At 58.7% G+C, this 23,931-nt stretch carries 26 protein-coding genes and 1 tRNA gene; 5 read left to right on the forward strand and 22 right to left on the reverse strand.

The window, feature by feature from the left end:
- Nucleotides 1-1,003: nuclease-related domain-containing protein (locus HHJ19_RS08155; RefSeq protein ID WP_296905745.1), on the forward strand; the 1,003-nt coding region annotated here is incomplete at its 5' end.
- Between the two features lie 351 nt (nucleotides 1,004-1,354).
- Here HHJ19_RS08155 and HHJ19_RS08160 read toward each other — a convergent pair.
- From HHJ19_RS08160 to HHJ19_RS08185, 6 genes are all read right to left on the reverse strand, one after another.
- Nucleotides 1,355-1,783 (reverse strand): hypothetical protein, encoded by a 429-nt coding sequence (locus HHJ19_RS08160; protein ID WP_296905747.1) that lies wholly within the window; start codon nucleotides 1,781-1,783, stop codon nucleotides 1,355-1,357.
- Nucleotides 1,784-2,048: 265 nt separating this feature from the next.
- A complete protein-coding gene (locus HHJ19_RS08165; RefSeq protein ID WP_296905749.1) occupies nucleotides 2,049-2,261 on the reverse strand; it encodes a hypothetical protein in 213 nt (70 codons plus the stop codon).
- Nucleotides 2,258-3,058, reverse strand: a complete 801-nt coding sequence (gene istB / locus HHJ19_RS08170; protein ID WP_296905751.1) for an IS21-like element helper ATPase IstB — start codon at nucleotides 3,056-3,058, stop codon at nucleotides 2,258-2,260. The genes HHJ19_RS08165 and istB overlap by 4 nt, the downstream gene beginning before the upstream one ends.
- A gap of 79 nt (nucleotides 3,059-3,137) precedes the next feature.
- Nucleotides 3,138-4,571 carry an IS21 family transposase gene (gene istA, locus HHJ19_RS08175; protein ID WP_296905753.1) on the reverse strand — a complete coding sequence of 478 codons (1,434 nt, stop codon included), beginning with the start codon at nucleotides 4,569-4,571 and terminating at the stop codon, nucleotides 3,138-3,140.
- A 663-nt stretch (nucleotides 4,572-5,234) separates the two neighbouring features.
- Nucleotides 5,235-5,552, reverse strand: coding sequence for a hypothetical protein (locus tag HHJ19_RS08180; RefSeq protein WP_296905754.1), 318 nt, complete (start codon nucleotides 5,550-5,552; stop codon nucleotides 5,235-5,237).
- A 668-nt stretch (nucleotides 5,553-6,220) separates the two neighbouring features.
- Nucleotides 6,221-6,439 carry a hypothetical protein gene (locus HHJ19_RS08185; protein WP_296905756.1) on the reverse strand — a complete coding sequence of 73 codons (219 nt, stop codon included), beginning with the start codon at nucleotides 6,437-6,439 and terminating at the stop codon, nucleotides 6,221-6,223.
- Nucleotides 6,440-6,992: 553 nt separating this feature from the next.
- On the opposite strand from HHJ19_RS08185, the gene HHJ19_RS08190 reads away from it, so the two are divergent.
- On the forward strand, nucleotides 6,993-7,442 hold the full coding sequence (locus HHJ19_RS08190; RefSeq protein ID WP_296905758.1) for a GAF domain-containing protein: 450 nt from the start codon (nucleotides 6,993-6,995) through the stop codon (nucleotides 7,440-7,442).
- Between the two features lie 137 nt (nucleotides 7,443-7,579).
- On the opposite strand, the gene HHJ19_RS08195 is transcribed toward HHJ19_RS08190, so the two are convergent.
- The 12 genes from HHJ19_RS08195 to HHJ19_RS08250 form a co-directional block, all read right to left on the reverse strand.
- Entirely contained in the window at nucleotides 7,580-8,176 is a 597-nt protein-coding gene (locus HHJ19_RS08195; RefSeq protein ID WP_296905760.1) for a hypothetical protein, read from the reverse strand.
- Between the two features lie 257 nt (nucleotides 8,177-8,433).
- The gene (locus HHJ19_RS08200; protein ID WP_296905762.1) at nucleotides 8,434-8,859 is read right to left on the reverse strand and encodes a hypothetical protein; all 426 of its coding nucleotides are present in this window, start codon (nucleotides 8,857-8,859) and stop codon (nucleotides 8,434-8,436) included.
- Entirely contained in the window at nucleotides 8,834-9,094 is a 261-nt protein-coding gene (locus tag HHJ19_RS08205; RefSeq protein ID WP_296905764.1) for a hypothetical protein, read from the reverse strand. The genes HHJ19_RS08200 and HHJ19_RS08205 overlap by 26 nt, the downstream gene beginning before the upstream one ends.
- Entirely contained in the window at nucleotides 9,091-9,384 is a 294-nt protein-coding gene (locus tag HHJ19_RS08210) for a helix-turn-helix domain-containing protein (protein ID WP_296905766.1), read from the reverse strand. Before HHJ19_RS08210 ends, HHJ19_RS08205 begins: the two co-directional genes overlap by 4 nt.
- A gap of 11 nt (nucleotides 9,385-9,395) precedes the next feature.
- A complete protein-coding gene (locus HHJ19_RS08215) occupies nucleotides 9,396-9,611 on the reverse strand; it encodes a hypothetical protein (protein WP_296905767.1) in 216 nt (71 codons plus the stop codon).
- A gap of 90 nt (nucleotides 9,612-9,701) precedes the next feature.
- Nucleotides 9,702-10,121, reverse strand: a complete 420-nt coding sequence (locus HHJ19_RS08220) for a hypothetical protein (protein WP_296905769.1) — start codon at nucleotides 10,119-10,121, stop codon at nucleotides 9,702-9,704.
- 209 nt (nucleotides 10,122-10,330) lie between these two features.
- Nucleotides 10,331-11,545, reverse strand: coding sequence for an integrase arm-type DNA-binding domain-containing protein (locus HHJ19_RS08225; protein ID WP_296905771.1), 1,215 nt, complete (start codon nucleotides 11,543-11,545; stop codon nucleotides 10,331-10,333).
- A gap of 185 nt (nucleotides 11,546-11,730) precedes the next feature.
- Nucleotides 11,731-11,818, reverse strand: a tRNA-Ser gene (locus tag HHJ19_RS08230).
- Between the two features lie 40 nt (nucleotides 11,819-11,858).
- Complete coding sequence (gene serS, locus HHJ19_RS08235; protein WP_296905773.1) at nucleotides 11,859-13,193, reverse strand: serine--tRNA ligase; 1,335 nt, start codon at nucleotides 13,191-13,193, stop codon at nucleotides 11,859-11,861.
- A gap of 42 nt (nucleotides 13,194-13,235) precedes the next feature.
- The gene (locus HHJ19_RS08240; RefSeq protein WP_296905775.1) at nucleotides 13,236-14,177 is read right to left on the reverse strand and encodes a threonine/serine dehydratase; all 942 of its coding nucleotides are present in this window, start codon (nucleotides 14,175-14,177) and stop codon (nucleotides 13,236-13,238) included.
- Nucleotides 14,178-14,183: 6 nt separating this feature from the next.
- On the reverse strand, nucleotides 14,184-15,197 hold the full coding sequence (ispH, locus tag HHJ19_RS08245) for a 4-hydroxy-3-methylbut-2-enyl diphosphate reductase (protein WP_296905777.1): 1,014 nt from the start codon (nucleotides 15,195-15,197) through the stop codon (nucleotides 14,184-14,186).
- A 68-nt stretch (nucleotides 15,198-15,265) separates the two neighbouring features.
- Entirely contained in the window at nucleotides 15,266-15,760 is a 495-nt protein-coding gene (locus HHJ19_RS08250) for an FKBP-type peptidyl-prolyl cis-trans isomerase (protein ID WP_296905779.1), read from the reverse strand.
- A 137-nt stretch (nucleotides 15,761-15,897) separates the two neighbouring features.
- Between HHJ19_RS08250 and radC the strand changes: the two genes are divergently transcribed.
- The 3 genes from radC (at nucleotide 15,898) to HHJ19_RS08265 (ending at nucleotide 17,960) form a co-directional block, all read left to right on the forward strand.
- Nucleotides 15,898-16,572 carry a DNA repair protein RadC gene (gene radC, locus HHJ19_RS08255; RefSeq protein WP_296905781.1) on the forward strand — a complete coding sequence of 225 codons (675 nt, stop codon included), beginning with the start codon at nucleotides 15,898-15,900 and terminating at the stop codon, nucleotides 16,570-16,572.
- Between the two features lie 27 nt (nucleotides 16,573-16,599).
- Nucleotides 16,600-17,280, forward strand: coding sequence for a Smr/MutS family protein (locus HHJ19_RS08260; protein ID WP_296905783.1), 681 nt, complete (start codon nucleotides 16,600-16,602; stop codon nucleotides 17,278-17,280).
- A gap of 488 nt (nucleotides 17,281-17,768) precedes the next feature.
- Nucleotides 17,769-17,960 carry a hypothetical protein gene (locus HHJ19_RS08265; RefSeq protein WP_296905785.1) on the forward strand — a complete coding sequence of 64 codons (192 nt, stop codon included), beginning with the start codon at nucleotides 17,769-17,771 and terminating at the stop codon, nucleotides 17,958-17,960.
- A gap of 609 nt (nucleotides 17,961-18,569) precedes the next feature.
- Here HHJ19_RS08265 and HHJ19_RS08270 read toward each other — a convergent pair.
- The 4 genes from HHJ19_RS08270 to HHJ19_RS08285 form a co-directional block, all read right to left on the reverse strand.
- Nucleotides 18,570-21,137 (reverse strand): FtsX-like permease family protein, encoded by a 2,568-nt coding sequence (locus HHJ19_RS08270; RefSeq protein ID WP_296905787.1) that lies wholly within the window; start codon nucleotides 21,135-21,137, stop codon nucleotides 18,570-18,572.
- A 66-nt stretch (nucleotides 21,138-21,203) separates the two neighbouring features.
- A complete protein-coding gene (locus HHJ19_RS08275) occupies nucleotides 21,204-22,295 on the reverse strand; it encodes a formate dehydrogenase accessory sulfurtransferase FdhD (protein WP_296905788.1) in 1,092 nt (363 codons plus the stop codon).
- Between the two features lie 64 nt (nucleotides 22,296-22,359).
- The gene (locus HHJ19_RS08280) at nucleotides 22,360-22,749 is read right to left on the reverse strand and encodes a hypothetical protein (protein ID WP_296905790.1); all 390 of its coding nucleotides are present in this window, start codon (nucleotides 22,747-22,749) and stop codon (nucleotides 22,360-22,362) included.
- 18 nt (nucleotides 22,750-22,767) lie between these two features.
- Nucleotides 22,768-23,931 (reverse strand): formate dehydrogenase subunit gamma (locus HHJ19_RS08285; RefSeq protein WP_366929391.1); only part of this gene is annotated, 1,164 nt, incomplete at its 5' end.

Genomic DNA, 23,931 nt, shown 5'->3' on the forward strand with positions numbered 1-23,931 from the left:
AACACAGAGGGTTTTTATGCCGCTGAAATCTGCTGACGACAAATCGAAGCGACTGGCTTTTCTTGAGGAACTGCAACTTTCGCAAGTGCTCGACTCAATACAAAAAAGGTGGCTGCGCGATGAACTGATGCGCCTCAAAAAAAGCATACAGGGCGAACGTGAATCGGCTCACTATCTTGATCACTATTTCAAAGATGCCGAAAACCACGTTGTTTTGCACGACCTACGATTCGTTATCGAAGGCGAGGTAACCCAAATTGACCACTTGATCATTAATCGAGCGGGAAGCATGTACCTGCTTGAGACCAAAAATTATGCTTGCAACCTTGTGATCAATGCTCATGGCGAGTTCACAGCCGAATACGACAACGCTCGATTTTGCATCCCGTCACCAATTGAGCAAAGCTTACGTCATGAGCGAGTGCTTTGCAAACTGCTGGAACGACTGAACATTGTGGGACGCACGCAAAAAATGCCAAATATTTGCCGTGTGGTGATGTTGCATCCTAAGGCAACTATTGAGCGTCCTTCTTCTGATACCTTCGACACAACCAACGTCATCAAGGCCGACCAATTTCCGACGTGGCACAAGCGTTTTGTGGACAAGATTGGCATCGGCACACTCTTTAAAAGTGCTTTGAACATGCGCAGTCTGGAGACCACTAAAGTTTGGGGTGAAAAACTCATGCGGCAACACTGCCCTGCGGATTTGCTTGAATTGCCTGATTTCATGCAGCCCCGCGCACAAAGCAAAGTCGCACCATCCGTTCCGATTTCGGCTGTACAGAATGCAATCGGGTCTGTGTTACTACCAAAACGAGATCATGCCAAAGTTCAGCCATCAAATTCTGTTGGCGGCGCGTCTGAAGAACCAGTGAAGCGGTTGATCTGCGCTCATTGTTCAGCCAAGATTAGCTTTCCTGAAGGAAAGTATTGCTGGAACAATCCAAAGCGGTTTGGTGGTTTGGCATATTGCAGGGACCATCAGGCGTTGATCTCGTGAGTCAGTTATGGCGCGAGAATGTGAAGTCGCCAAACTACACGCCCCCATGCAGGTGTTAACGGCGGTCTGAAAGCGCACAAAAATGGCTTTTGAACGCGGTTTTTGGACGGCCGGTGGCAAAATTGAATGTCTCCTGCGGGGCGGGAAGCGGGCATTCACCGAAATCAGGTGAGTGGCCGGTTTGGGCCATAAGCAGTCGTTGGCGTGGCATTGTCCATGTGACCGCTTCGCACCTATTAGCTGCCGTTCTGCTTCAATTTGGTCAAGTGACGGCAGCGTGCCCGATCCAGTCATCCAAAAATCTGAGGCGAGGCCATTTGTCAAATCAGGTTGAATAAGAAAAAATATTCGCTATTTTTTTGAAACCAAATTCGGAATTCCATCGAGCCAATCCCAGAACGCGCTATCGTTTACGTAACACTTATTCACTGCCATGGCTCGCAACTGCGTATTGTTCGTAAACAGTTCGATGACTGTATATTTGCAACTCACAACTTTGTAGCCACAAATATCCTGCTTTCTTAATTCGCGCCTACCCGTAATTTGGCTATCCTCAACGATTTTGTCATCAAAGAGCGTAATGGTTGGAAGCGCAGAACCGCTGATTTTAAACAAACCAACCGCCATCACCAACCCTACCGCTATTCCACAGACAAGATTGAACTTGTCATCAGGTGGGAATTTAATATCTACAACAACAATCCAGAAAATAATTAAAGTCGGGAGAATTGCTCTTATAAATGTTGGTCGATAAATTCTCGGATATGAATGTTTTGTCATCGGAAAAAGGATTTAATTTGGCTCGAAAGAAAGCCTATTGTGTATTCCAGATAAACATGGAGTGAATCGAGTAACTTTACGTGGAGTCATTGGTTGAATTGAGCGCTTGCGATAGATGACTCCTAGCGCCCGAGTTGCAGCCATTCATCCTACGACAGCGAGTGTCCGCAATGTCGTCGAAACTAGCCGTTGTTTGACGACGCGTGAAGGACCGCAATCAGTCTGAAGCCTACCTAGAACGGCACATCCCCATCATCAATATTTGCTAGCGGGATGAAGTTGTGACGGTGCGCTCCAAACGCGCAGCCTGCTGAATCTTCTTCGCATAACTGTCCACAACCAGGTCCCTCAGATTGTCCAGAACCTCAAATACTGCCAAAGCCTGGGCGGCTGTCCAATGCGTTGGCAGCTCCCACATGGCGGAACTGTTGCCTTCTTCGTGTGATCGCTGTCCCATCACCAGTTTGCGCCGTGTCATACCTTCTTCCCTCTGCCAGGTGCCGCGGCACGGGTCGCCACCTTCTTCTCTGAACGCGCCTTGGCCTCCTTGAGTCTGTACGACTCGCCCTCAATGGCCACAATCTCGCAGCGGTGCACCAGCCGGTCAATCAGCGACACCACGCAAGCGGCATTGGGAAACACCTCGTGCCATTCCTTAAACGCCCGATTGGTGGTGATGACCGTGCTCTTGTGCTCGTAACGCCGACTGATCAGCTCGAACAGCAAATCGGCGTGTCGGTTGGAATACGACAAGTACCCGACCTCATCGATCAGCAGCAAATCCGGTGCCGCGTAATGCTTGAGGCGGCGGCGCAAGGCGGAGTCACTGTCCAGTGCAGCCAGCTCGCCCAGCAATTGCCCGGCAGTGATGAACAGCACCGTGTAGCCCTGAATCAAGGCCTGATGGCCCAGATTGCAGGCCAGCATGGACTTGCCCACCCCGTTGGGACCCACCAGCAGTACGTTGCTCGCGTCCGCCATGAACGATAACGTCATCAGCTCCTGGATTGCCTGACGGTCACAGCGCTTGGGCCAATCCCATTCATAGTCTGCCAGTGGCTTGAACTTGCCAATGTGGGACGAGCGCAAGCGACGCTCCAAGCTGCGCTGGTCGCGCTCAGTCTCCTCACAGGTCAGCAGTTCAGTCACCCAAGCCAGTCGGGCGGGGTCACTGACCAGCGTGTCCCAGTGGGCCAGCAGTCCGGCCAGTCGCAGTTCCTTGGCTCGGGCTTGGAGTTGCGCCATGTTGGCGCTGACCGGTGTGCTGTTCTTCATTGGGTGTCCTCTTCAACATCGGTGTCAGGGGTGGGTGCTTGTAAATCGTCATAGGCGTCCAGCCGGTGCGGCTGAACCGTCACATCCATGCGCTGGGCCGCTCGGAGAGTTGCGGCACGATCAGTGGTGCATCCCGTCGGTCCTGGCGTGCACGTTCAAGTGCAAGGCGCACCGCGTTGTAGTGAGGCACGTCCCGGCGCAGTGCTTCGAGCACGGCCTCTTGCATGGCCGGTGCGCCGTAGTGGTCCAGCATTTGGCCTAGCACCCGAGTCATGGAGGCTAGGTGATGGCCTTTGGCGGCAGCGCTTGTCAACAGATCCGCCATGGCCGGTACGGCTTGGGTCAGTCGGCTCATTCCCCGGTGCTGGCGGGCACCGCGCTTTTGCTGCACCAGGTCCTCCACATGGGCCGCCACCTCGACTTGCATACCTTTGTCATAGCAGCGCACATGGTCGGCAACCACCGCCTCGCCGTCGAGTACACGGACCCGTTCAGCGCTGGCCAGCACCGTCACGGTGCGCCGCACATGGGTGTGCGGGATGGAATAGTCGTTGAGGTCAAACCGAACGTAGGGTGTCTTGGCCACCGATACCTCAAGGCGCGCATCCACCGGGTAGCCATCCGTGGGTAGTGCCATCAGTTTGGACTTCTCGGTCTCAAACGCCTGGGCCACGGTTAACTGCACGCCTTCTGGCCAGGGCCGGGTAAACGCAGGCCCGTCCGTCCAGACCTTGGCCTGGGCGTTAAGGTCATCCACATCCGTAAAGACGCGGGCGGCAAAGAAGTTATCGCGGATGTAGCGGATTGAGCGTTCCACGCGTCCCTTCTCGTTACCGCGTGCGACCGCAACGGGGCGCGGCTCAAACCGGTAGTGGGCCGCAAAGGCCAAGTATTGCGGATTGAACCGAATGGCATCGCCCATGCGCTCCAGCACGGCGCTCTTGAGGTTGTCCGAAAGAACGACCCTGGGAACACCGCCCCAGGCCTCGAATGCCAGAACATGGCCACGCAGGAAGCTATCCATCTGGGCATTCAGGCTGAAGTGCAAGAAGATGCGCCGGGAATACGACAGCACCATCACAAAGGCCATCAAAGGCCGCTTGGCTTTGCCAACCATCACATAGCCAAAGTGAGCCCAGTCAACCTGGCTTTGTTCACCGGCCAGGGTGCGCAGTCGCAAGTACGCCTCGGCTGCAGGCCGGGGCCGCAGTGGTGCCACCAGGTGGCGGAAATGCGAACTACCGCCACCATAACCACGCTCTTGAACCATGACATACAGGCGACTGGCCGCCAGCGTGGGGAACTTGGCCAGCGTCTCCTGAATAAAGGGCATGAAGGGGTCAATCAAGCGCAGCGGCACGGCGGCAGGCGCACGGAGCACATTGGAGACTGCCAAGACGCGCCCCACGGTATCGCGGTGAAGAAGCAATTGGCGGGCAATGGTGCCGACTCGCCATTGATCGGCTAGGTACAGACGCAGGATCTGGGCGCGCAGTTCAGGGGTGACAACCATTACGCACCCACCGGCTGTGGCGAAGAAAGCCTTGGCGCACCAGCGCAGGACAGGGTGATTGGCACCAGTGGCAGCGCCAGACAGGCGCAGGAATGCTGATCCGGGTGTTGGCAGTGATATTCAGTGCAATGGAATCCGAGGCGATAGGACTGCATGGTGATGGTGCTTGTGAATCGGGCGAGATTGCCGGGGTTGATTCGTTGGCTGGTAGTACAGCATCGGCAGGGGGGACCTGGGAACTGTGATGCGTCACTATCTTTGCTGAGGCGGCGCGGCGTTGGCGCCATTGGTGCATGCGAGCTGCGTGTTTGTGTCGCCCCGCGCGACTTTGCTGATAGAGATTGCTGGCCTCGCGTTGTCGGCTCAGCCGGCTGATGGTCGAGCAACCACTGGCGCAGTAGCGCTGGCCACGGTCACATTGTCTGCAAACCAGGACTTGTGCCTGGCATCGTGCGCATAGGAAAAGCCTGCCGGTCTGATCGTGCAAGACACCTCCGACAGCACCTCAGTAATGGCCGGATTATGAAACGCGCCCATCCTGGTGGCCCGCGGGCCACCAGGATGGAATCAAGAGATGGGTTGTTGAAGCGGGATCAAAATCGCGCTCAAAAGCCACAAAAGTGCGCTTCTGGACAGCCACTCACAGCAGGCGTTGCGCTTTTTTTAAACCAACGCCTGCATGGCTTTTCCGAACGTGATGTCAAGACGATAGCTCAGCAACGCATGTGCTGCCTGCTCTCGTGTGATACCGCCAATTTCAATTTGCCTCATGTAGGCCCGAACTTCTGCTGCGAGGCGGAATTTTCGAGAGGCAATATACAGGAGCACCCATACCGGCATGATCCACGCTTGCTCACGGTAGTGAACCAACTCGTGTTCGATCAGGGCGATGTCGCTGCGATGCTCTGGCCGCACAAAGATGAACGGCCAAAGGGAGCAGGCTGAGAAGCCTTCAGGGATCAGGTTTGTGGAAACGATCATGACAAGCGGCATTTCAATTCATCTCAACCAGTCTCGCCACATCACCATGACATTCTGAACACAAACCGACCAACAACAGGGCGCCACCTTTGACGGCCCCCTGTGAAGTTCGTAATGGTGACCTCGTAACGACATTTCCCACACCAAACGTACGAGAGCATTTCTTCTTGGTATCAGCGGGAATGATTGCCCGCCGTTCAGCGGCTGGGCCTGTGATTTTGGGGGATGGACTCGATGCTCATGGAGTCAAGTTTAGTGCCATGGACAGACAGCAAGTCAAAAAGAAAATACACGTTCGCACCACCGTAAATAGAGTGAACCCTATCCCCTGTTTTAGTTACTGGAAAACCATTGAGTGCAAATTTACATTCAAAGTTAAACTTTATTTACAAAAAACAGGGAGGTCAACACCATGTCAGGTCAGTACCTTATCGAATGCGCAGCGATATCAGGAGTTGGCCTGCTGCCAGCCACAAGTCCCAGCCGCCTTTACAAAGACCCTTCACTGGCTGTCGCCGTGGCAGCGAAAAGCGTCGTTCACGCGATGCATCAAGAGGTTCGCGTGGTACATGTGCCCAGCGGCGAGATTGTATTTAGAACACCCGGTCGTGGATAACCTACCGTAAATTCAATTGTTCCCAAGATGCGCCTTCGAAGACGGGCAACCGTCATGAAAAGACTGCATTCAATAGATCAAGCTGTGCCGGGTTTTTGCCGGTGAACTGGTGGAGCTGGTGCAGCTGGTGATCTGAAAGCATCATGCCAATCACATCCTTTACCCAGCCCTGCCCGGGAAGCCAAGTCAGGCCCAAAGCCTGTATTTGCGCCTTGCTCCACCCTTCCCTGGATGTTCTGTGTTGCATGATTAGATCGTGAGTCAGTTTCATCGCGCAACGATGCTGGTGATGGTTTCGTTAGTAGAGTGGCGTAGCTGGATGATCTTTGCACCTTTGAAGGCAGGACCGAAATTTTTCTTTCCTGCCCGAACCTGCTTGTCGGAGATTAGCCCTGTGGTCTTTAACCTCAACGTCTGAGGTAAAAGCATGAGGTAAAAGTGAAAATCCAGAAATAAAAAAACCCTTATAAATTAGTAATCTATAAAGGTTTTTCGAGGGTGTCGTTCCCATCATCCCCGCCAACCCCCATGAACGCTAGCTTTCGCTTAGTTCAAAGTCGCTCATACCCCCAAAAATACCCCCACATTGAGTTCGTCACCCAACTTTTCCGCCCGAGCAAATCTGATTCCTTTCGAGCGGGGAATTTTTTCACTGCGTGCGATACGGTGTGGTTTCCGACGCGAAAAAGCGGACGACTTCCTAGAGCCCCTTCCCAGCCAGAAAGAAAAGTAGTCAACTCAACTACAGTCCGTACGTTGCCAGTCGAGAAGTGCAGCACTGAAACGCACTCGAAAGAACGACTCTCTGAAAGATTGGATTTGACATGAACTTGGCGCTCACAGAATTACTGGAGGAACTTCAACGCAAAGGGCTGGAGGCTGGCTTATCCGTCCTGAACCAACGTGTTCCGCATCGGTTCACGGCAGTTTTCAAGTTTGATGGCGCGATGATGCGGAACGTTGCCATCATTGACAAACTTGGGGAGGTCGTGCCGGAAAGCATTAAGGTCATCCCTTTTGAAAATAGCTTTTGCCAGTTTGTCCTGCGTGATGGTTCGTTCACAACGCACGATTCTGCGGTTGATGACAGGCTCCAGGGCCATGTGTACAAAGGCGTATTGAATACCTACGTGGGACTGCCGATCTCCAAAAACAACGGAGAACTGTTTGGCACGCTTTGCCACTTCGACTTCGCACCGCTAGACTTGCCTGAATCAGAATTTCAATTTCTTAATCAGGCGGTAAAAGTCCTTCCGCCATACGTGAAATCGTAATCTCGTCTGCCCAACACGGGCCTAGATCAAGGCATCGGGCTGGGTGGTTCGCGCAGTGCTGCATTCAATGAGTTGGTGGCTTGTCTCAACTTCAACCACTCCACATCCTTCCAGGCGTTGGCCGATACCATGGCCTTTCACCGCGCTAGGTCACGCACACCAATGCGCCGTAGCAGCCCAGCCGCTGCCACACAAAAAGCCGCATCGCGTTTTTGCTGACAAGCCTCCAACTGATTCAGCAGCCGCGCATAGGTTCGGTGCCTCATGCCGCTAGGCCGCTGCCAGTCTTCCCCAATCGTTTCCTCAATTCGCCGTTGCAGGCGCCATGTGCGCGTCATCGCGTCCTCTGCCTGTGAACTGTAGGCAACACGCTGGCAGTGCCTACAAGCAAAACGCCCGGCGCGCATGTACAGCACACCCGCGCGCCTCTGGCAGACCGGGCAAACAAACCAGGGCCGCGACTTGCCGTAATTGCAGGCCGTGTGTGCCAGCCGGATCGTTTGGCTTGCGTCGCGCCGCTGGTCGTCACTGCCCACCATGTATTGCAGGGCTAATGAGTCAGCGCCATGCACTACAACCCCAATGTTGCCCGTAGGTTCATCGCTACGGTGCCAGCTCCAGGTGAATGACCGCCCGGCGTGCAGATAGCCGCCTCGATGCCATCGGCCAATTTCTACGCGGAGCAGGTGTTCTGCCTTGAGCTTGGAGCTGGGCCTACCAGCGCCGTACCTCATGCCGCCTCTACTCATTCGCCACCTCCACAGAAAACGAAATCAACAGTCCAACTCGCTTTTTTCAATCAAGTCGAACGCCATCAATGGACCTTTCCCGCCTTTTCTTCCATGCCTGTAACTGTGGCTGTGAATGACTACGGTAGATGGTATTTCTAGATACTCCCCGCCTATCGGGTTAGCGCCTTGCCGGAAAGTGGCCGGATAGCCCCGAAGGTCGGGGCAAAGTCCTTTATTCAACCGCCAGAAATCGGGGCTGTTCATACCCTCTCTACCCCGGCTTTCGGGTTAAGCGCCGCAATTCTGTACTGGCCTGTGCGGTAGGTTTTTGGATCAAGGTCTATGCCGTCCGTCACGTCCAGGGCATACCAGCCCAGCGCAAACCAGGCCGCGCGATTAGGCCGCATACCCATGCGGGTTTCAATCAACAGCCCCGCCTCCTTGACTTCCGTTAGCGCGCGCGAAACCGTGTCGTGACTTCGCCAGCCCATCGGCTTGAGGTACTTGGCGCACGCCACCAGCCGCCCGTTATTGCTGCCCGTGTACTGGCGTGCAATATCAAGCAGCAAGGCGCGCGCGGCATACCCCAAGGCGCGATAGCTGGGGCTGTCAATCACCACATGGGGTAAAGCCACGTAGCGATCTCCGTCCCGCTTGTCCTTACTGCGCTTGTAACTCTTGGCCACGGCCTGCCTTTGTGCACTTGGCCAGGTAGGCGCGCGCCGCGTCCAGGCTTTCCAGCGGCTTCCACACCCCATAGCGGGTTGCGTAGTAAGGTGTTTGGCCGATCACCTCCGGGTCGCCTTTAATCAGCTCTACGCCTACTAAGGCAAATTGCGACGCAAGGGTTGCATAGGCTTTGCGCTCGCGCTGCCCTGTAGGCAGATCAAGGTCGTTCTGTACCGCGTCAAGCGAGTTCATTGCATGCCCTCCCGCGTGTACAAGCCCACACAATGCCTCACCCCGGCCTCCGTCAGTACGGTTTGCCTGTGCGTCAGGATTCGGTGCCCAGCCTTGCGTAGCTGCAATATGCGTGCGGGGCAGTGGTAAACGTCCAGGTAGCGCATGGCCTCGAACGTCGTGATGGGAAACCGCGCCAGGGCCTCCAGCAGCCGCGCGCATTGCGTGTCAGAGCTGGTGCCCTTAAACTCTGCCCTGATAGCTTCTAGGGCCGCTTTCTTTTCGGGGGAGGTGGCCTTATTTTTTTCCATGGTTTGCCCCCTTACTTCGCTGCCTGCGCTTTGAGAAAAGCGTCTATGGCGTTGATGTCGAACAGCGTGACTTTCTCCCCGGCCTTCAAGGGCTGCGGAAAACCATGGCGGGATTTAGTCCATTGCCACAGAGTTGACCGGGCTATCTGGAAATGCGCGCAAGCTGCTTTTGCGCGTGCGTAGTGGGGCTTTTGGTCGGTGCCTTGAACCGGGAATTTGCTGACCATTAATGACTCCAACTGTGTCCAGCGCCGTGGTGGCTGGCATGGAGTCGATGATCTTGGTCTAGACTGTAGAAGTCATTACCCGCCTGCCAGCTACCCGGCCGGTTTGCCTGCAGGCGGGGTATCGCGCAGCCAGACCTCGCGCAGTTGTTTCTCCGTAACCGAAACGCTCATTTCGTTCCAAACTCGTCGCACATAATCACGCGCAAATGCGGATTTATTGTTGTCGTAGTTCGAGCGATGCAACTCCCATTCTGCAATTACAAACTCTCTCGCCTTCCTGTGCGGTGCGTGTTTTAGCAACGCTTTTGCGGAGTTCGTATCGCTAATCACAATTTCAATTACCTCGATTAGCGACATAGGGTTTGCTTTTTCCCTAAACACTTCCATCGCACGCATGTGCAGATACGCAAAAGCATGGCGTTCGCTCTCACCTTCGATCTCATCCAATTTACCCATATCAGGCAGAGCCGCCAGCAATGAACGCGCGTCCTCAGACGCGTCATCTGCCATCTGACAAGCTTCTGAGATAGCACACGCCGTCATTGCCTCAAACTCAGCAGCCGTCAGACCTCGCTTGCGATAGGCTAAAACTGGCCTCGATTTACCCGATAGCTTCCTGACGTGTGACATGCGCCCCCCAGCCCCTGAGAAAGTGCCAGTCCAGCCCGTCAGGGAAACGGGGTTTCGGGGATCAGCCTAGGACTGGCAAAAAAGTTAGATCAAGCTGCCTTGCGTTTGAATGTCAGCACCTTGCCTGTGGTGCAGTTTTCCAGATAGTCACCCCAATGCTGCATCATCTTTGCGCGCTCCTTGAGATAGGTTGCGTGGTTATAGGCTGCGCTCACTTGGTCACGCTCTTGATGCGCTAGTTGCAGTTCGATATGGGCATGGTTAAAGCCCATTTCATGCATCACGGTAGACGCAATACCCCTAAAACCGTGCCCGGTCATCCTGCCTTTGTAGCCCATGCGCTCCAGCGCTTTCAGGATGGTGTTGTTGCTCATGGGCTTTTCATGGTCGCGCTCACCGGGGAATACTAAAGCCCCATGACCTGAAACCAATTGCAGCGTTTGCAAGACCGTTACCGCCTGCGATGACAAAGGCACAACGTGGAGGGTTTTCATCTTCATGCGTTCTGGCGGAATATCCCAGCGCCCGGCCTCTAGGTCAAATTCAGCCCAGCGCGCGCCGATCAGTTCAGAGGTACGGACAAACGTCAGCGCCATCAATCTCATGGCCAGCCGCGTGACTGATGCGCCTTGATAGGCTTCCATATGCCGTAGCAACTGGGGCAGCTCTTTCGCGTCCAGTCGCGCATAGTTCCCCACCTTGCGTGATGCCAGTATGTCCGCAGGCTTGATGTCGGTCGCTGGGTTGCGTTGTGCCAGCCCATGCGCGATGGCGTACCGGAACACCTGCCCCGAAGTCTGCAAAGCCCGTTTGGCAATATCCAGAGCGCCGCGCGATGCGATCCCCTTAACCATTGCCACTAGCTCGGGGGCTTGAATGTCGGAAACGGGCCGTTTGCCGATGGCCGGGAACACATCAGCCTTCAAACGCTTATGCACATCATCAGCATGGCGCGAACTTTTGGCGCTGCGCCACTGATCCCACCACAGCAGGGCCACGGTCTGAAATGAGTTTTCGGCTGCAGATTGTTTGGCCAGCTTGTCAGCCTTACGCTGCGCCATCGGGTCGCTGCCCGTCGCCAGCAGCTTGCGCGCCGTGCCCATCGCTTCCCGCGCCTGTGCCAGCGATACATCAGGGTAGGAACCCAAGGCCATAACCTTTTCCTTACCGTCGGCCCGGTACTTCCAGCGCCACAGCTTTGAGCCGTTTTCAGTCACCAGCAGGTACATGCCCCTGCCGTCGCTCAGCTTGGCGGGGCTGGGGCCGGGTTTGGCCTTTTTGATGGCGGTGTCTGTGAGGGGCATGGATGGCTCCAAACGGCTTTTTGGAGAAATACCCCCAAGTTTTTGAGCCGATACCCCCGAAGATACCCCCAAACAAGCTCGGCTGGCAATACCCCATATCGGACCACCGGAAACAAAAAAGCCCCGTGAACACGAGGTTTGCGGGGCTTTTGGGGGTCTATGTTGGACTACTTAAAACTAATCCTTGGCGGAGAGGGTGGGATTCGAACCCACGGTACCTTGCGGTACGCCTGATTTCGAGTCAGGTACATTCGGCCACTCTGCCACCTCTCCTGTCTGTCGAGTCGCGATTCTAGCAGGCTGGCGGGGCTGTCTATGTTCCCGCAGGTGAAAGCAAGGTCATGCCACCCATATAAGGCTGCAACACGTCGGGCACCACGACGGAGCCGTCGGCCAGCTGATAATTCTCCAGCACGGCAACCAGCGTACGCCCGACCGCCAAGCCGGATCCGTTCAGTGTGTGAACAAACTCGTTTTTGCCTTGCGCGTTTTTAAACCTGGCTTGCAGCCGCCTGGCCTGGAAGGCTTCACAGTTGGACACCGAGCTGATCTCGCGGTAGGTGTTCTGCGCCGGCAGCCACACTTCCAGGTCGTAGGTCTTGCTGGCGCCAAAGCCCATGTCGCCAGTGCACAGCAACATCACGCGATACGGCAGGGCAAGCTTTTGCAGGATGGCTTCGGCGTGGCCCGTCATGGTTTCCAGCGCGTCGTAACTTTTCTCGGGGTGAACGATCTGCACCATTTCGACCTTGTCGAACTGGTGCTGGCGAATCATGCCGCGCGTGTCGCGCCCGTAGCTGCCGGCTTCGGAGCGAAAGCAGGGCGTGTGGGCCGTCAATTTGAGCGGCAGTTCTGCCTCGGCAACGATTTCATCGCGCACGAAGTTGGTAAGCGGCACTTCGGCCGTGGGGATCAGATACAGCGCGGCATTCTCCGCCTCAGCTTCCTGCCCGCCTTTTTTGGCCGCAAACAGGTCTTCTTCAAACTTGGGCAACTGCCCGGTACCACGCAGCGAATCGCTGTTGACGATATAGGGCACATAACACTCGGTGTAGCCATGCTCGGCTGTTTGCACGTCAAGCATGAATTGCGACAAGGCACGATGCAGTTTTGCCAGCGGCCCTTTCATCACGGTGAAACGCGAGCCCGTCAGCTTGGTGCCAATCGCGAAGTCCAGCCCCAGCGGCTGGCCGACATCGACATGGTCCCTGACTTCGAAGGCAAGTGCCGCTGGCGAACCGCCCAGGCCTTCCACCGGGCTCCATTTGCGCACCTCCAGGTTACCGGCCTCGCCAGCGCCCAGCGGCACGCTGTCGTGCGGCAAATTGGGCACGGCCAGCAGCAAGGCCTGCATCTCGCCCTGAAGCTGGTCGAGCCGTCCGCTGGAAGCCTCCAGCTCTGACTTGGAGGCGCTGACTTGCGCCATCACGGCGCTGGCATCCTCACCTTTGGACTTGAGCTGGCCGATCTGTTTGGACAGGATGTTGCGCTGGTTCTGCAGCTCTTCCGTGCGGATCTGCAGCGCCTTGCGTTCGACTTCCAGGGCCTGAAAGGCCTCGACGTTGAGGAAGGCTTGCGGACTCTTTCGGGTTTCCAGGCGGGCAATGGCGGAGGGCAGGTCTTTGCGGAGCAGGTTGATGTCTAGCATGGGATGGATTGTATTTGGCGCTGCAAGGCGAGCGGCAGGGGTTCAGTTCAGGCTGGCGGGATCGAGGTTGGCACCACAGATGATGAGGCAAACCTGCTCGTCGGCACGCGGCAGATAGCGGCCGCCGTGCAATGCGGCCAGCGGCAGGGCGGCGGCGGGCTCGACGGCGAGTTTGAGTTCCTTCCACAGCCAGAGTTGCGCCGCACGAATCGACTCATCGGTCAGCAGCAGCGCATCGCGCACATGCGCCTGCGTGGCTTCCCAGGCCAGCGTGCCAAGGCGCCTGGCGCCGAGCGAATCGGCGGCAATGCCACTGACCGCCACATCCACCGGCTGGCCGGCCTCGCGGGCGCTGTAAAGCGTGGGCGCCAGCTCAGGCTCCAGCGCCACCACGCGGCTGCACTCCTGAAACCAGCTGGCCACGCCGCCAATCAGGCCGCCACCGCCGACACTGACCAGCACGGCGTCGGGCAGCCCGCCCTGCTGCTCAATTTCAAGCGCCAGGGTGCCTGCGCCCACCAGCACCTCAGGCTGGTCATAGGCATGGGTGAGCAGCGCGCCAGTCTCGCGCTGGCGCTCCAGGCAGGCCTGCAGTGCGTCTGCATACGCGGCACCGGTCACGACGACATGCGCACCCAGCGCGGCAAGCCTGGCGCGCTTGGCCGGGCTGGACATTGCGGGCACAAACACTTCGCAGCGCACGCCCAGCTCGCTGGCGGCAGCGGCCGTGGCGATGCCGGCGTTGCCGCCCGAGGCCACGATCACGCCGCTGGCCGGAATTGGGTTGGACAGCAGGCGATTGAGCATGCCGCGCGCCTTGAAACTGCCGCCGGTCTGCAAATGCTCGAGTTTCAACCAGACCTGGCCGCAGTTCACGCCAAGCGCCTTGCCGGGCAGCTTCCAGAGCGGTGTCTGGCGAATAAAGTGACTGTAGTCCTTTTTAAATCGGTCTTGGCAGCTCTCAATTTGATAGCGAGTGATCATCATCAATCATGACAGGTGGTGAAGCTGGCTGTCGCTGACTTCGAGCTGCTGGCCCTGCGCGTCGAGCTTGAGGCCCTTGGGCAGCGGAAACTTGATGGTTTCTTCAATCCCGGCCATCTTGCGCACCGAGACAGCGCCCAGCGCCTTGATGCGGTCAATCACCTGCCTGACCAGAATCTCGGGAGCCGAGGCACCCGCCGTCAGGCCGACGCGGCTCTTGCCCTCAAACCACGCTTCACGCAGCTCGCTGGCGTCATCGACCATATAGGCCGCAGTGCCCAGCTTGGCGGCGAGTTCGCGCAGACGGTTGCTGTTCGAACTGGTCGGGCTGCCGACCACGATCAGGATATCGACCTGCGGGCTGAGCAGCTTGACGGCGTCCTGCCGGTTTTGGGTGGCGTAGCAAATGTCTTGCTGCTTGGGCTCGCGCACCTGGGGAAAACGCGCTTTGATGGCGGCGCTGATCTCGGCCGCATCGTCCACGCTCAGCGTAGTCTGCGTGACAACCGCCAGCCGCGTGGTTTGCACCGGTGAAATACGCGCCACGTCAGCGACATCTTCGACCAGGTGAATGCCGCTGTCGAGCTGGCCCATGGTGCCCTCGACCTCCGGGTGACCCTTGTGGCCGATCATGATGAACTCGTAGCCCTCCTTGTGCAGCTTGGCCACTTCCACATGCACCTTGGTGACCAGCGGGCAGGTGGCGTCAAAGATCTGAAAACCGCGCGCCCTGGCCTCTTGCTGAACGGCACGGCTCACGCCGTGGGCGCTGAACACCAGCGTGGCGCCTGGCGGCACATCGGACAACTCTTCGATGAAAATCGCGCCCTTGGTTTTGAGGTCGTTCACCACGTAGGTGTTGTGAACGATCTCGTGACGCACATAAATCGGCGCGCCAAACTTGCTCAGCGCCCGCTCGACGATTTCAATCGCCCGGTCAACCCCGGCGCAGAAACCACGCGGCTCTGCCAGCAGGATGACCCCCACGCTGGCGACTCCGTGTGCTGCGCTGTCCTCCATGGGGGCTAATTTCCCTGACGGCGGCCCGTCGGAAAATTGCGCTTTTTGGCGGAAGTCCTCGTTATCAGTCATAAGATTCCAATCACATGCGCTTCGAACTCCACCGGCTGGCCGGCCAGCGGGTGATTGAAGTCAAACTGCACGGCATCACCAGCGGCTTTGACCTGCCGGACCGTGCCGGCGTACTGGCCCATGCCGTCGGGTGTGGGGAACTGCACCACATCGCCGACGCCGTACTGCTCTGCGGAGTCACCCAGTTCGTCGAGCAGCTTGCGCGCCACCCACTGCACCAGTTCGGCGTTGCGCTCGCCAAAGGCCTCGCCCGCAGCCAGCATAAACGTGGCGCGCGTGCCTTCTGACAGGCCCAGCAAGCGCTGTTCAATCGCCGGCGACAGCTCACCATTGCCCAGGCTCAGCGTGGCGGGTTTGCCTTCAAAGGTATTGATGATGTTGGGGCCGCCTGGTCCAGCCATGCGGTAATGCAGCGTCAGGAAAGAATCTGCCTGAACCAGGGCGGCAGCAGCGATGACGGCGGTTTTTGCAGAAGATTTGACGGTGGACATAAGACTCTCCAGCCGGCCTGGGCAGCCGGCAACTGTTAGTAAACTGGCCTCTATTGTAGAAAACAAGGCTTGCCCTCTTCGCCGCCCGCCTTTTTGTTCTTTTCTTCCTTTTCGGCCCCTTCTATCCATTTCCGCCCATGCTGCTCAAAGACCTGCCCGCAGACGCCCGACCGCGTGAAAAACTGTTGGCCCGCGGCGCGGGCGCGCTGAGCGATGCCGAACTGCTGGCGCTGCTGCTGCGCACCGGCATACAAGGCAAAAACGCGCTGCAGCTGGGGCAGGAGTTGCTTGACAATTTTGACGGTGTTTCCGGCCTGCTGCACAGCGGACCGGAAGCGCTCAAAAGCATTAAGGGCCTGGGCCCGGCCAAACGCGCCGAAATTGTGGCGGTGCTGGAGCTGGCTCGGCGCGCGCTGGCCGAGGAACTGAAGGAAAAGGCGCTTTTCACCACGCCGCAGGCGGTGCGCGATTATCTGCAGCTGCAGCTGGGCAGCCGGCCGCACGAGATTTTCGCCGTGCTGTTTCTCGACAGCCAGCACCGGCTGATCGCGCTCGAGGAGTTGTTCCGCGGCACGCTGACCCAAACATCGGTGTATCCGCGCGAGGTGGTGGTGCGGGCGCTGGCGCTCAACGCCGCCAGCGTGGTGCTGGCGCACAACCACCCGAGCGGCTCGGCCCAGCCGTCGCGCGCCGACGAAGTACTGACGCAGACCCTCAAGGCCGCACTGGGACTGGTCGATGTGCGCGTGCTCGACCATTTCGTGGTGACGAGTACTCAGGCCGTGTCGATGGCCGAGCTGGGACTGCTTTAGCATCCAGCATCCAGCAGACTGCCCACGATGACTGCGCCCTCCTCCCGACACCTTAAATCCCTGCTGATACGGGACTTGAAGGATCTCAAGCTCCTGCGGCGCGAGCTGGAAGCGCGCGTCCGGCTGGAGCAGGCGCGCGAAGCCGCCCGGCTGGCCGCCACGGCGAAGGCGAGCGCCGAAAAAGAGTTGTTTTCACGCGCCGTCGGGCGGGTTATTGCCTTGCCGCTCAAACACCGGCCCGGCTTCAAAGCCAGCTTGCAGCGGGCGCGGCCAGCGCCTGTTGCCGAGCAGCGCCTGCGCGACGAGCTGGCCGTAATGCGCGAAGCGCTGTCCGACGATTTTGATGTGGAAACGCTGCTCGACACCGACGAAGCGCTGAGCTTTCGCCGCCCGGGCATGGGGCCGGACGTGGTGCGCAAGCTCCGGCGCGGCGTCTGGAGCATTCAGCGCCAACTCGACCTGCACGGTTTTCGCCGTGAAGACGCGCGCGACGCGCTGGCCGTTTTTATCCGCGACGCCAACAAGGCGGGCCTGCGCTGCGTGCGCGTGGTGCATGGCAAGGGTCTGGGCTCACCCGGAAAGACGCCGGTTCTTAAGGGAAGAGTGCAAAGCTGGCTGGTTCAAAAGCGGGAGGTACTGGCTTTTGTGCAGGCCAGGCCCGCCGATGGCGGCGCGGGAGCGCTGGTGGTGTTGCTGGCGCAAAGTTGAGGCGCTGACACTTGACGCTACAGGCCGGTTGAGTCGATCGCCACGGCCGCCTGTGGCCGCGTAACTTGAAACGTTTCAAAGCCAAAATTTGAGGCCTGGAAGCGACTTTCCGGGGGGGAGCATTCGCCGCGCGCGGTTTGCCGCTGAATTTACCTCAATTCAAGACAAAACCGCTTCATGTTCAATGAAATCAGCTTGTTTAAGCTATGCTTTTAATAGCATAAAGGAATTTTCAGGCGACGGTCAGCGCAGCTTGAGCTCTCGACCCCGCCCCGCCCGCGCCTCGGCCCGCGCAAGCTGCAATGCGCCGGTGTAATCGTCTCGGGTAAGGTGGTTGATGGCCGTGCTCCACGTTGGTCACGCCTATCCATTGCTACGTGTTGGCGAGCTGCCCGGGCAAGTTTGGGGTGTTGCTCCGGCGGTCTTTGTCCAGCATCAGTATGAAAACTGTTCCCCGTCGGCACAGGCCTGGCTACAAGGCGAAACCCATGGCAGTCAATGAAGGAAAACTCAACAATCTCAGGAGCCAGTTCGTACACGAACTCGATGCCGCGATGCATGCGGCGACGATCGTGGTCGGCGACCCGCTTGGCCGGTACAAGGCCCTGACCGGAGCGCCCGCCACGGCCCAGAAACCAGCCGGCCGCACGCAGACCGACCCCTGCTACCTGCGCAAGTAGCGGACACCAATGTTCAAGTCACAGACACGCAACCACGCAAGACGCTGCCCAGGGCCACGTCACGCCGACGCTGCGGCCGTCAACCAGTTTTAAGCATCAAATCGGCTTCATGTCCAGTGATTATCGGCATGATCAGCTATGCTTTCTATAGTGAGTGAACGACCGCAAGGACGGCAGTTGCGCGACACCATATTACTGACACCTCTCTTTGCATCGAAAGGCAAAGAACAAAGTTTTACTGAACTGCGGGGATCCAATAACGCTCCGAAAAGGCATGAGTCGATTTGTCAAAAGCGCGGCAAAACGCCTGACCTTGTCGCCACTTGAGCTGTCTGGATGGGGCTGGTGTGCGGTGTAGGGGCTAGCTAACCCCTGACCCTATGCGTATGGCCCCGCCGTGCCGGAGTGCTTTTGTGGCGCCGTCGGTTTATTCAGCCCCGCATTACTGCAAGCCCGGGTGCGCCGGCCGGGCGGTCTTTTCAACTTCGGCTTCAGCTGATGGGGCGGCCACGCCGAAGAGGCCTGGACTTTGGCCGTGACGACGGCGGGGACGGTCATCGCGGTGATCGTCGTTCGTCTTTTACGGGCCCATTTTCACTTGGCGCCGCTTTACCGAGCCGCGCGCCGCAGCGTTTCCACCACCGGGGTATTGAGCACGGACCGCAAACCCCACCAACCCGCTGCCAGCGCCAGCAGCGCACCTGCAAGGCTGCCGAAAACCGGCACCGTCCAGGAGCCGGTCCAGCTGAAATCAAACACATAACGCGCCAGGGCCCAGCCGACGGCCTGCGCCACCAGCGAGGCCAGGAAACCGGCGAGCAAGCCCACGCCAGCGAGTTCGGCGCGCTGCACCTGTCGCAGTAGCGATGCCCGGGCGCCCACGGCACGCATGATGGCGAATTCGTGCGCGCGCTCCTCGCGTGTCGCCGTGATGGCTGCAAACAACACCACCAGACCGGCCGCCAGCGTGAAGCCAAACAGGAATTCGACTGCCCGAATCACCTGGTCAAGCACGCGCTGCACCTGCGCCAGCGTGCTGCTCATGTCAACATTGGTGATGTTGGGAAAAGCCTTGACCAGGGCATTGTCAAAGCTCTGTGGCCTGGCTTGCCCGTTTGTCGTCTGGGGCGCAGCTTCCGGCGCGCGAAAGGCGCTGATGAAAGACACCGGCACCTCGGCGGCCAGCTGAGCCACCGGGTACATGACAAAAAAGTTGACGTGCATGGAACCCCAGTCAACCTTGCGCAGACTGGTAATTTTTGCCTCGCTGGTCTGGCCGGCAATGTCAAAGCGCAGGCTGTCGCCGAGTTTCAGACCCAGGGTTTTGGCCAAGCCTTCTTCCACGCTGATGGCGTCTTTCTCGCCAGCGGTCCAGCGGCCCGCCACCACCTGGTTGTAGCTGGGCTGCTGGCTGCTGTTGGACAGGTTGAAGTCGCGGTCAAGCAGGCGCTTGGCACGGTCGTCCTCAAAATCATCGGGCGTGACAGGCTTGCCATTGACCGCAACCAGGCGGCCGCGAATCATCGGGTACCAGTCGAACTTTTTCACGCCGCCAGCGCGCAGCGCCTGCTGGAATGCGTCGCCCTGCTCGGGCTGCACATTGATGACGAAGCGGTTGGGCGCGTCGGGCGGCGTGGCCTTGCGCCAGCTGCTGATAAGGTCGGTGCGCAAAAGCACCAGCAGCATCAGCGCAAGCAGGCCAACCGCCAGCGCGCTGGTCTGCACCACCGCATAGGCCGGGCGGGCCGACAACTGCCGCGTGGCGAGCACCAGCCAGCGCGGCGCGCTGCTCTCGTTGACGCTGGCGCGCAACAGTTTGACAGCGATATAACTGGCAACGGCAAACACCAGTGCCGCACCGAGAAAGCCGCCGACGGCGATCAGGCCAAGCTTGAGGTCGCTGCTGGCGGCCAGTAACAGGGCGGCAAAACCGGCAACGCCGACCCCCAGCACCATCAGCGAAGCCGGTTTGAGGTTGCCGACATCGCGGCGAATCACGCGCAGCGGCGGAACCGATGCCAGCTGCAGCACCGGCGGCAGGCCAAAGGCGATCAGCAGCGTCAGGCCCATGCCCATGCCAAAGGCCACTGGCCAGAAGGTGGCAGCGGGCAAGGCACTGGAGACCAGTCCGGCGAGCAGCAGCACAAAGCCGTAATGCACGGCAAAACCCAGCGCCACGCCGAGCGCGCTGGCGATCAGCCCGGCCAGCACAAACTCGAAGGTATAGGCCAGCGCGATCGTGCGCTGCGGCTGGCCCAGCACGCGCAGCATGGCGCAGTCATCCAGGTGTTTGGCAGCAAAACTGCGCGCCACGATCGCGACCGCCACGGCGCTGAGCAAGGCGGCCAGCAAGGCCACCAGGTTTAGAAATTTTTCCGCGCGGTCCAGTGTCTGGCGCATCTCGGGGCTGCCGCTTTCAAGCGACTCAAGCCTCACGCCGCGCAGATCAGACTGCGCGCCCGGCTTTTTGAGTTCGTCGGTCGCCCACGTCACGTAGGCCTTGACGTCCTTGTCATCGCCCGCCACGGCAAAACTGTAGTTGGTACGGCTGGCCGGCTGAATCAGGCCGGTAGCGGCGACATCCGCCTGGTTGATCATCACGCGCGGCGAAAAGCTGAGGAAGCCCGCACCCCGGTCTGGTTCCTGCACGATGATGCGGGTGACCTTGAAGCTGGATTCGCCCAGCAGCAGGCGCTGGCCAGGCTTGAGTCCCAGCGCATCAAGCAGCGATGCATCGGCCCAAGCCGTGCCAAGCTCGGGAATGTCGCGGGTCTGCAGCCCTGCAGACTCGGTGCTGTCGGCCACCTTCATGCTGCCGCGCAGGGGGTAGCCGGGGGGAACGCCCTTGAATGCAACCAGTTTGCTGGCACCGCCATCTTCATCGCGCGCGCGCGCCATGGTCGGAAACGTAACCGTCGAAGCGCCCTTCAGGCCGAGTGCTTTGGCTTTGGCAATAAACGCTTCAGGCGTCAGGCCGTCACTGCGCACCACGGCATCGCCGCCCAGCAGCTGGAGCGCGTCGCGCTGCAAGCCACCGTTGAGACGATCGGCAAAAAAACCGACGGCGGTAAGCGACGCCACCGCCAGCGTGACCGCAACGATCAGCAGCCGCAACTCGCCAGCACGGAGATCGCGCAGCAAGGTCTTCCATCCGAGCTTCAAAAAAAGATTGTTCATGGCGTCACCTTAGCGTAGTAGCGATAACCGGGCCACGCCCCGTGCTTGCAGCCCTCGCGGATCGGCTCAGGCGCCCTGGATGCTGGCGGACTCGGCTCTGGCCTCAGGCTTTAGCTCGGGTTTGAGCACCAGACCCGGTTCTATTTTCAGGCGATACGCGTGGGTATAGCAGAGAAACCGCTTGTTGGTTGCCCGGCCAATCGCGCACAAACCTACCGTTTGAGCGACCTGATGCCCCATCTGCGTGATGCCGCTGCGAGACACGACGACAGGGACGCCCATTTGGGCGGATTTGATGACCATTTCGCTGGTGAGGCGGCCTGTGGTGTAGAACACGAGTCCTTTTGTAACGCCAGGCGGTTGCGCAGCATCCGGGACGTCGAGCGCAGGCGAAAGTGGCAGCAACGCCGGGCCGCCCCGAGCAAGCCCCGCTCCGCCGGGGGGCAGCCCAGTATTCGAAGCGACAAGCGTGGGGACCAGTTCCGCTGACAGGGCGCCCTCAGGCGGAACTTCCCCCTCGGGGGGCAGCGCGGTACGCGGAGCGACAAGCATGGGGGCCATATTCATCCACATCCAGCCTGCAATGGTGTCAATCGCGTTATGGCGTCCTACATCTTCCACAAATAGCAGCATCTCAGGTTCAGCGGATGCCGTTTCAAACAGCGCGCAGGCATGAACGGACCCCGCCGACTTGTAAGTCGTTTCCTTGAGCCGGATGGTGTTGACCAGGCTGTAGAGCTGGCGCTGCGTGATGAAAACATCGGCGGGCAGCTCGATCTTGTCTACTTCATCCATCAGGCCACCAAACACGCTGCCCTGCCCGCAACCGGTCGTCACCACGCGGTGCGCGGTTTTTTCTTCAATATTCTCGATGCCATGACGGGTTTTAACAGCGGCCGCACCGACTTCCCAATCGACGGTAATCGACTCGATGTCATGAACCGACCTGACGAGGCGCTGGTTGCGCAGATAACCCAGCACCAGCAACTCTGGGTGGGCGCCCAAAGTCATCAGCGTGACCAGTTCCCGCTTGTCGACATACACCGTGAGCGCACGCTCGGCAGGAATGGAGACTTTGAACTGCTGGCCATATTCGTTGACCGCGTCAATCTCGCTGGTCAGAGGGGCTTGGGTTCGCGTCAGGTGGGGGTAGGACATAAATCAAGACTAACGTAAAAAAGGCCGGCACCTCGCAGGCCGGCTTTTCAGAAAAGACAGGATTTCAGGGTTTTTTATCGGGATTGATGACCGCATCCGGCTGTTTGCTGCTGGGCGGACTTGCGGCCGTTGTCGCCGGCGAATGCGCGCCTGAAGCCTCTATCGGCTTGGCAGCTTCAGACGGTGCGTAAACAAACGCGCCGGGATCAGCGCAGGGCGGTGTTGCCGCCGCGACCCTGGTTTCCTTGCCCCCGGCCTTTGCTGCTGCAAAATAAACCGCCGCTACCTTGTCCTGCGACTGACACAGCCGGTAGGTATCGACCTCGCCAGCCCAAGCGGCATTGGCTGCTGCCTCAGCGGCTTTGCCCTTGGCTTCTTCGGTCGGTAAAGGAAGTTTTGCGGTGGCCAGCGCACAAACACTCAGCAACAGACTGGTCATCAAAACAATTTTCATGAAGATCCTCTCTCTTCTTTATGCCTGCACGGTTGGACTCGATTCCACGGGTTCACTGCGCTGTGCAAGAATACGACCTGCCTTCACATCGTCATACCAGTACTCATGGTGCTCCCTGGCCCAGGTTTCGTCGACATATCCGGTTTTCATGCCGGCGTATGCGCCTTCCATGCCAATGGTGCCGATGTAGATATGGCCAATGAACATGGCCATCATCAGCACCGTCGCAATGTCGTGAACCATGTGGGCCACCTGCATGGTGCTGCGCTCGTAAACAAGGCCAGGCACCAGTTTGTCGAGCACCAGGCCGGAGGCGAGCACGACGATTCCCAGCAAGAACACGCCAGCCCAGAACACCACTTTTTCACCCGCGTTAAAGCGGTGTGACGGTAATTCCTTGCCGGACAGGAGGCCACCGCCCTGAAGAAGCCAGCGCAGGTCCCCGCGGCTGGGCATGTTGTCACGGACAAAAGTGAAAAATATGATGACCAGCGACACCCCAAACACCGGCCCGGCAAAATTGTGGAGGTTCTTGAGGACGTAGGTCAGCCAACCAAACAAGCTGCCGCCGATCACGGGCAGCGCGAAAAACTTGCCGAACGCCATGACGATGCCCGAAATAGCCAAAATGGAAAATGCGATGGCGTTGGCCCAGTGTGCAGACCTTTCAAAGGACGTAAAACGCTCAATCGTGCGACCGGTCTTCGCGCCATGCAGCTTGATGCTTCCCTTGCCGAGATAGAACAGGGCGATCGCCCCGAGCATGATCAGCAAAAGAGATCCACCATAGGGAATCAGCCAGTTGTTACGCACCTGGCGCCACGCTTCACCGGCGTTCGTCAGTCGCGAACCGGGATACTGGACGAAAGGCTGAATCAGGTTACCGGCTTCCGGCGCCTCGCTTTTGGGCAGGCTGCTGTAGCCCGTGACACCCTGACCCACCTGGCGCCACAGGGGTGCATTGTTACCCGGCTGGACATTTGCGCGCTGGCCGTTGGTTTGACCGGCGTAACCGGGATCGGCGCTGGCGTCAGGTTTGACCTCGAAAATGTTCTGGCCCCTGATACCTCCGGTTGCAGCCGGCGCAACCGCGGCGGGTGTCACGACTTCCGAGGCCTGCGCCGATGCCGCGGCCAGCGGCGCAGGCACCTGCGCAAGTGCCAATCCGGCAAGGCCCATTGC

Origin of the sequence: Polaromonas sp. (assembly GCF_012927415.1) — a bacterium.
Taxonomy (GTDB): domain Bacteria; phylum Pseudomonadota; class Gammaproteobacteria; order Burkholderiales; family Burkholderiaceae_C; genus Polaromonas.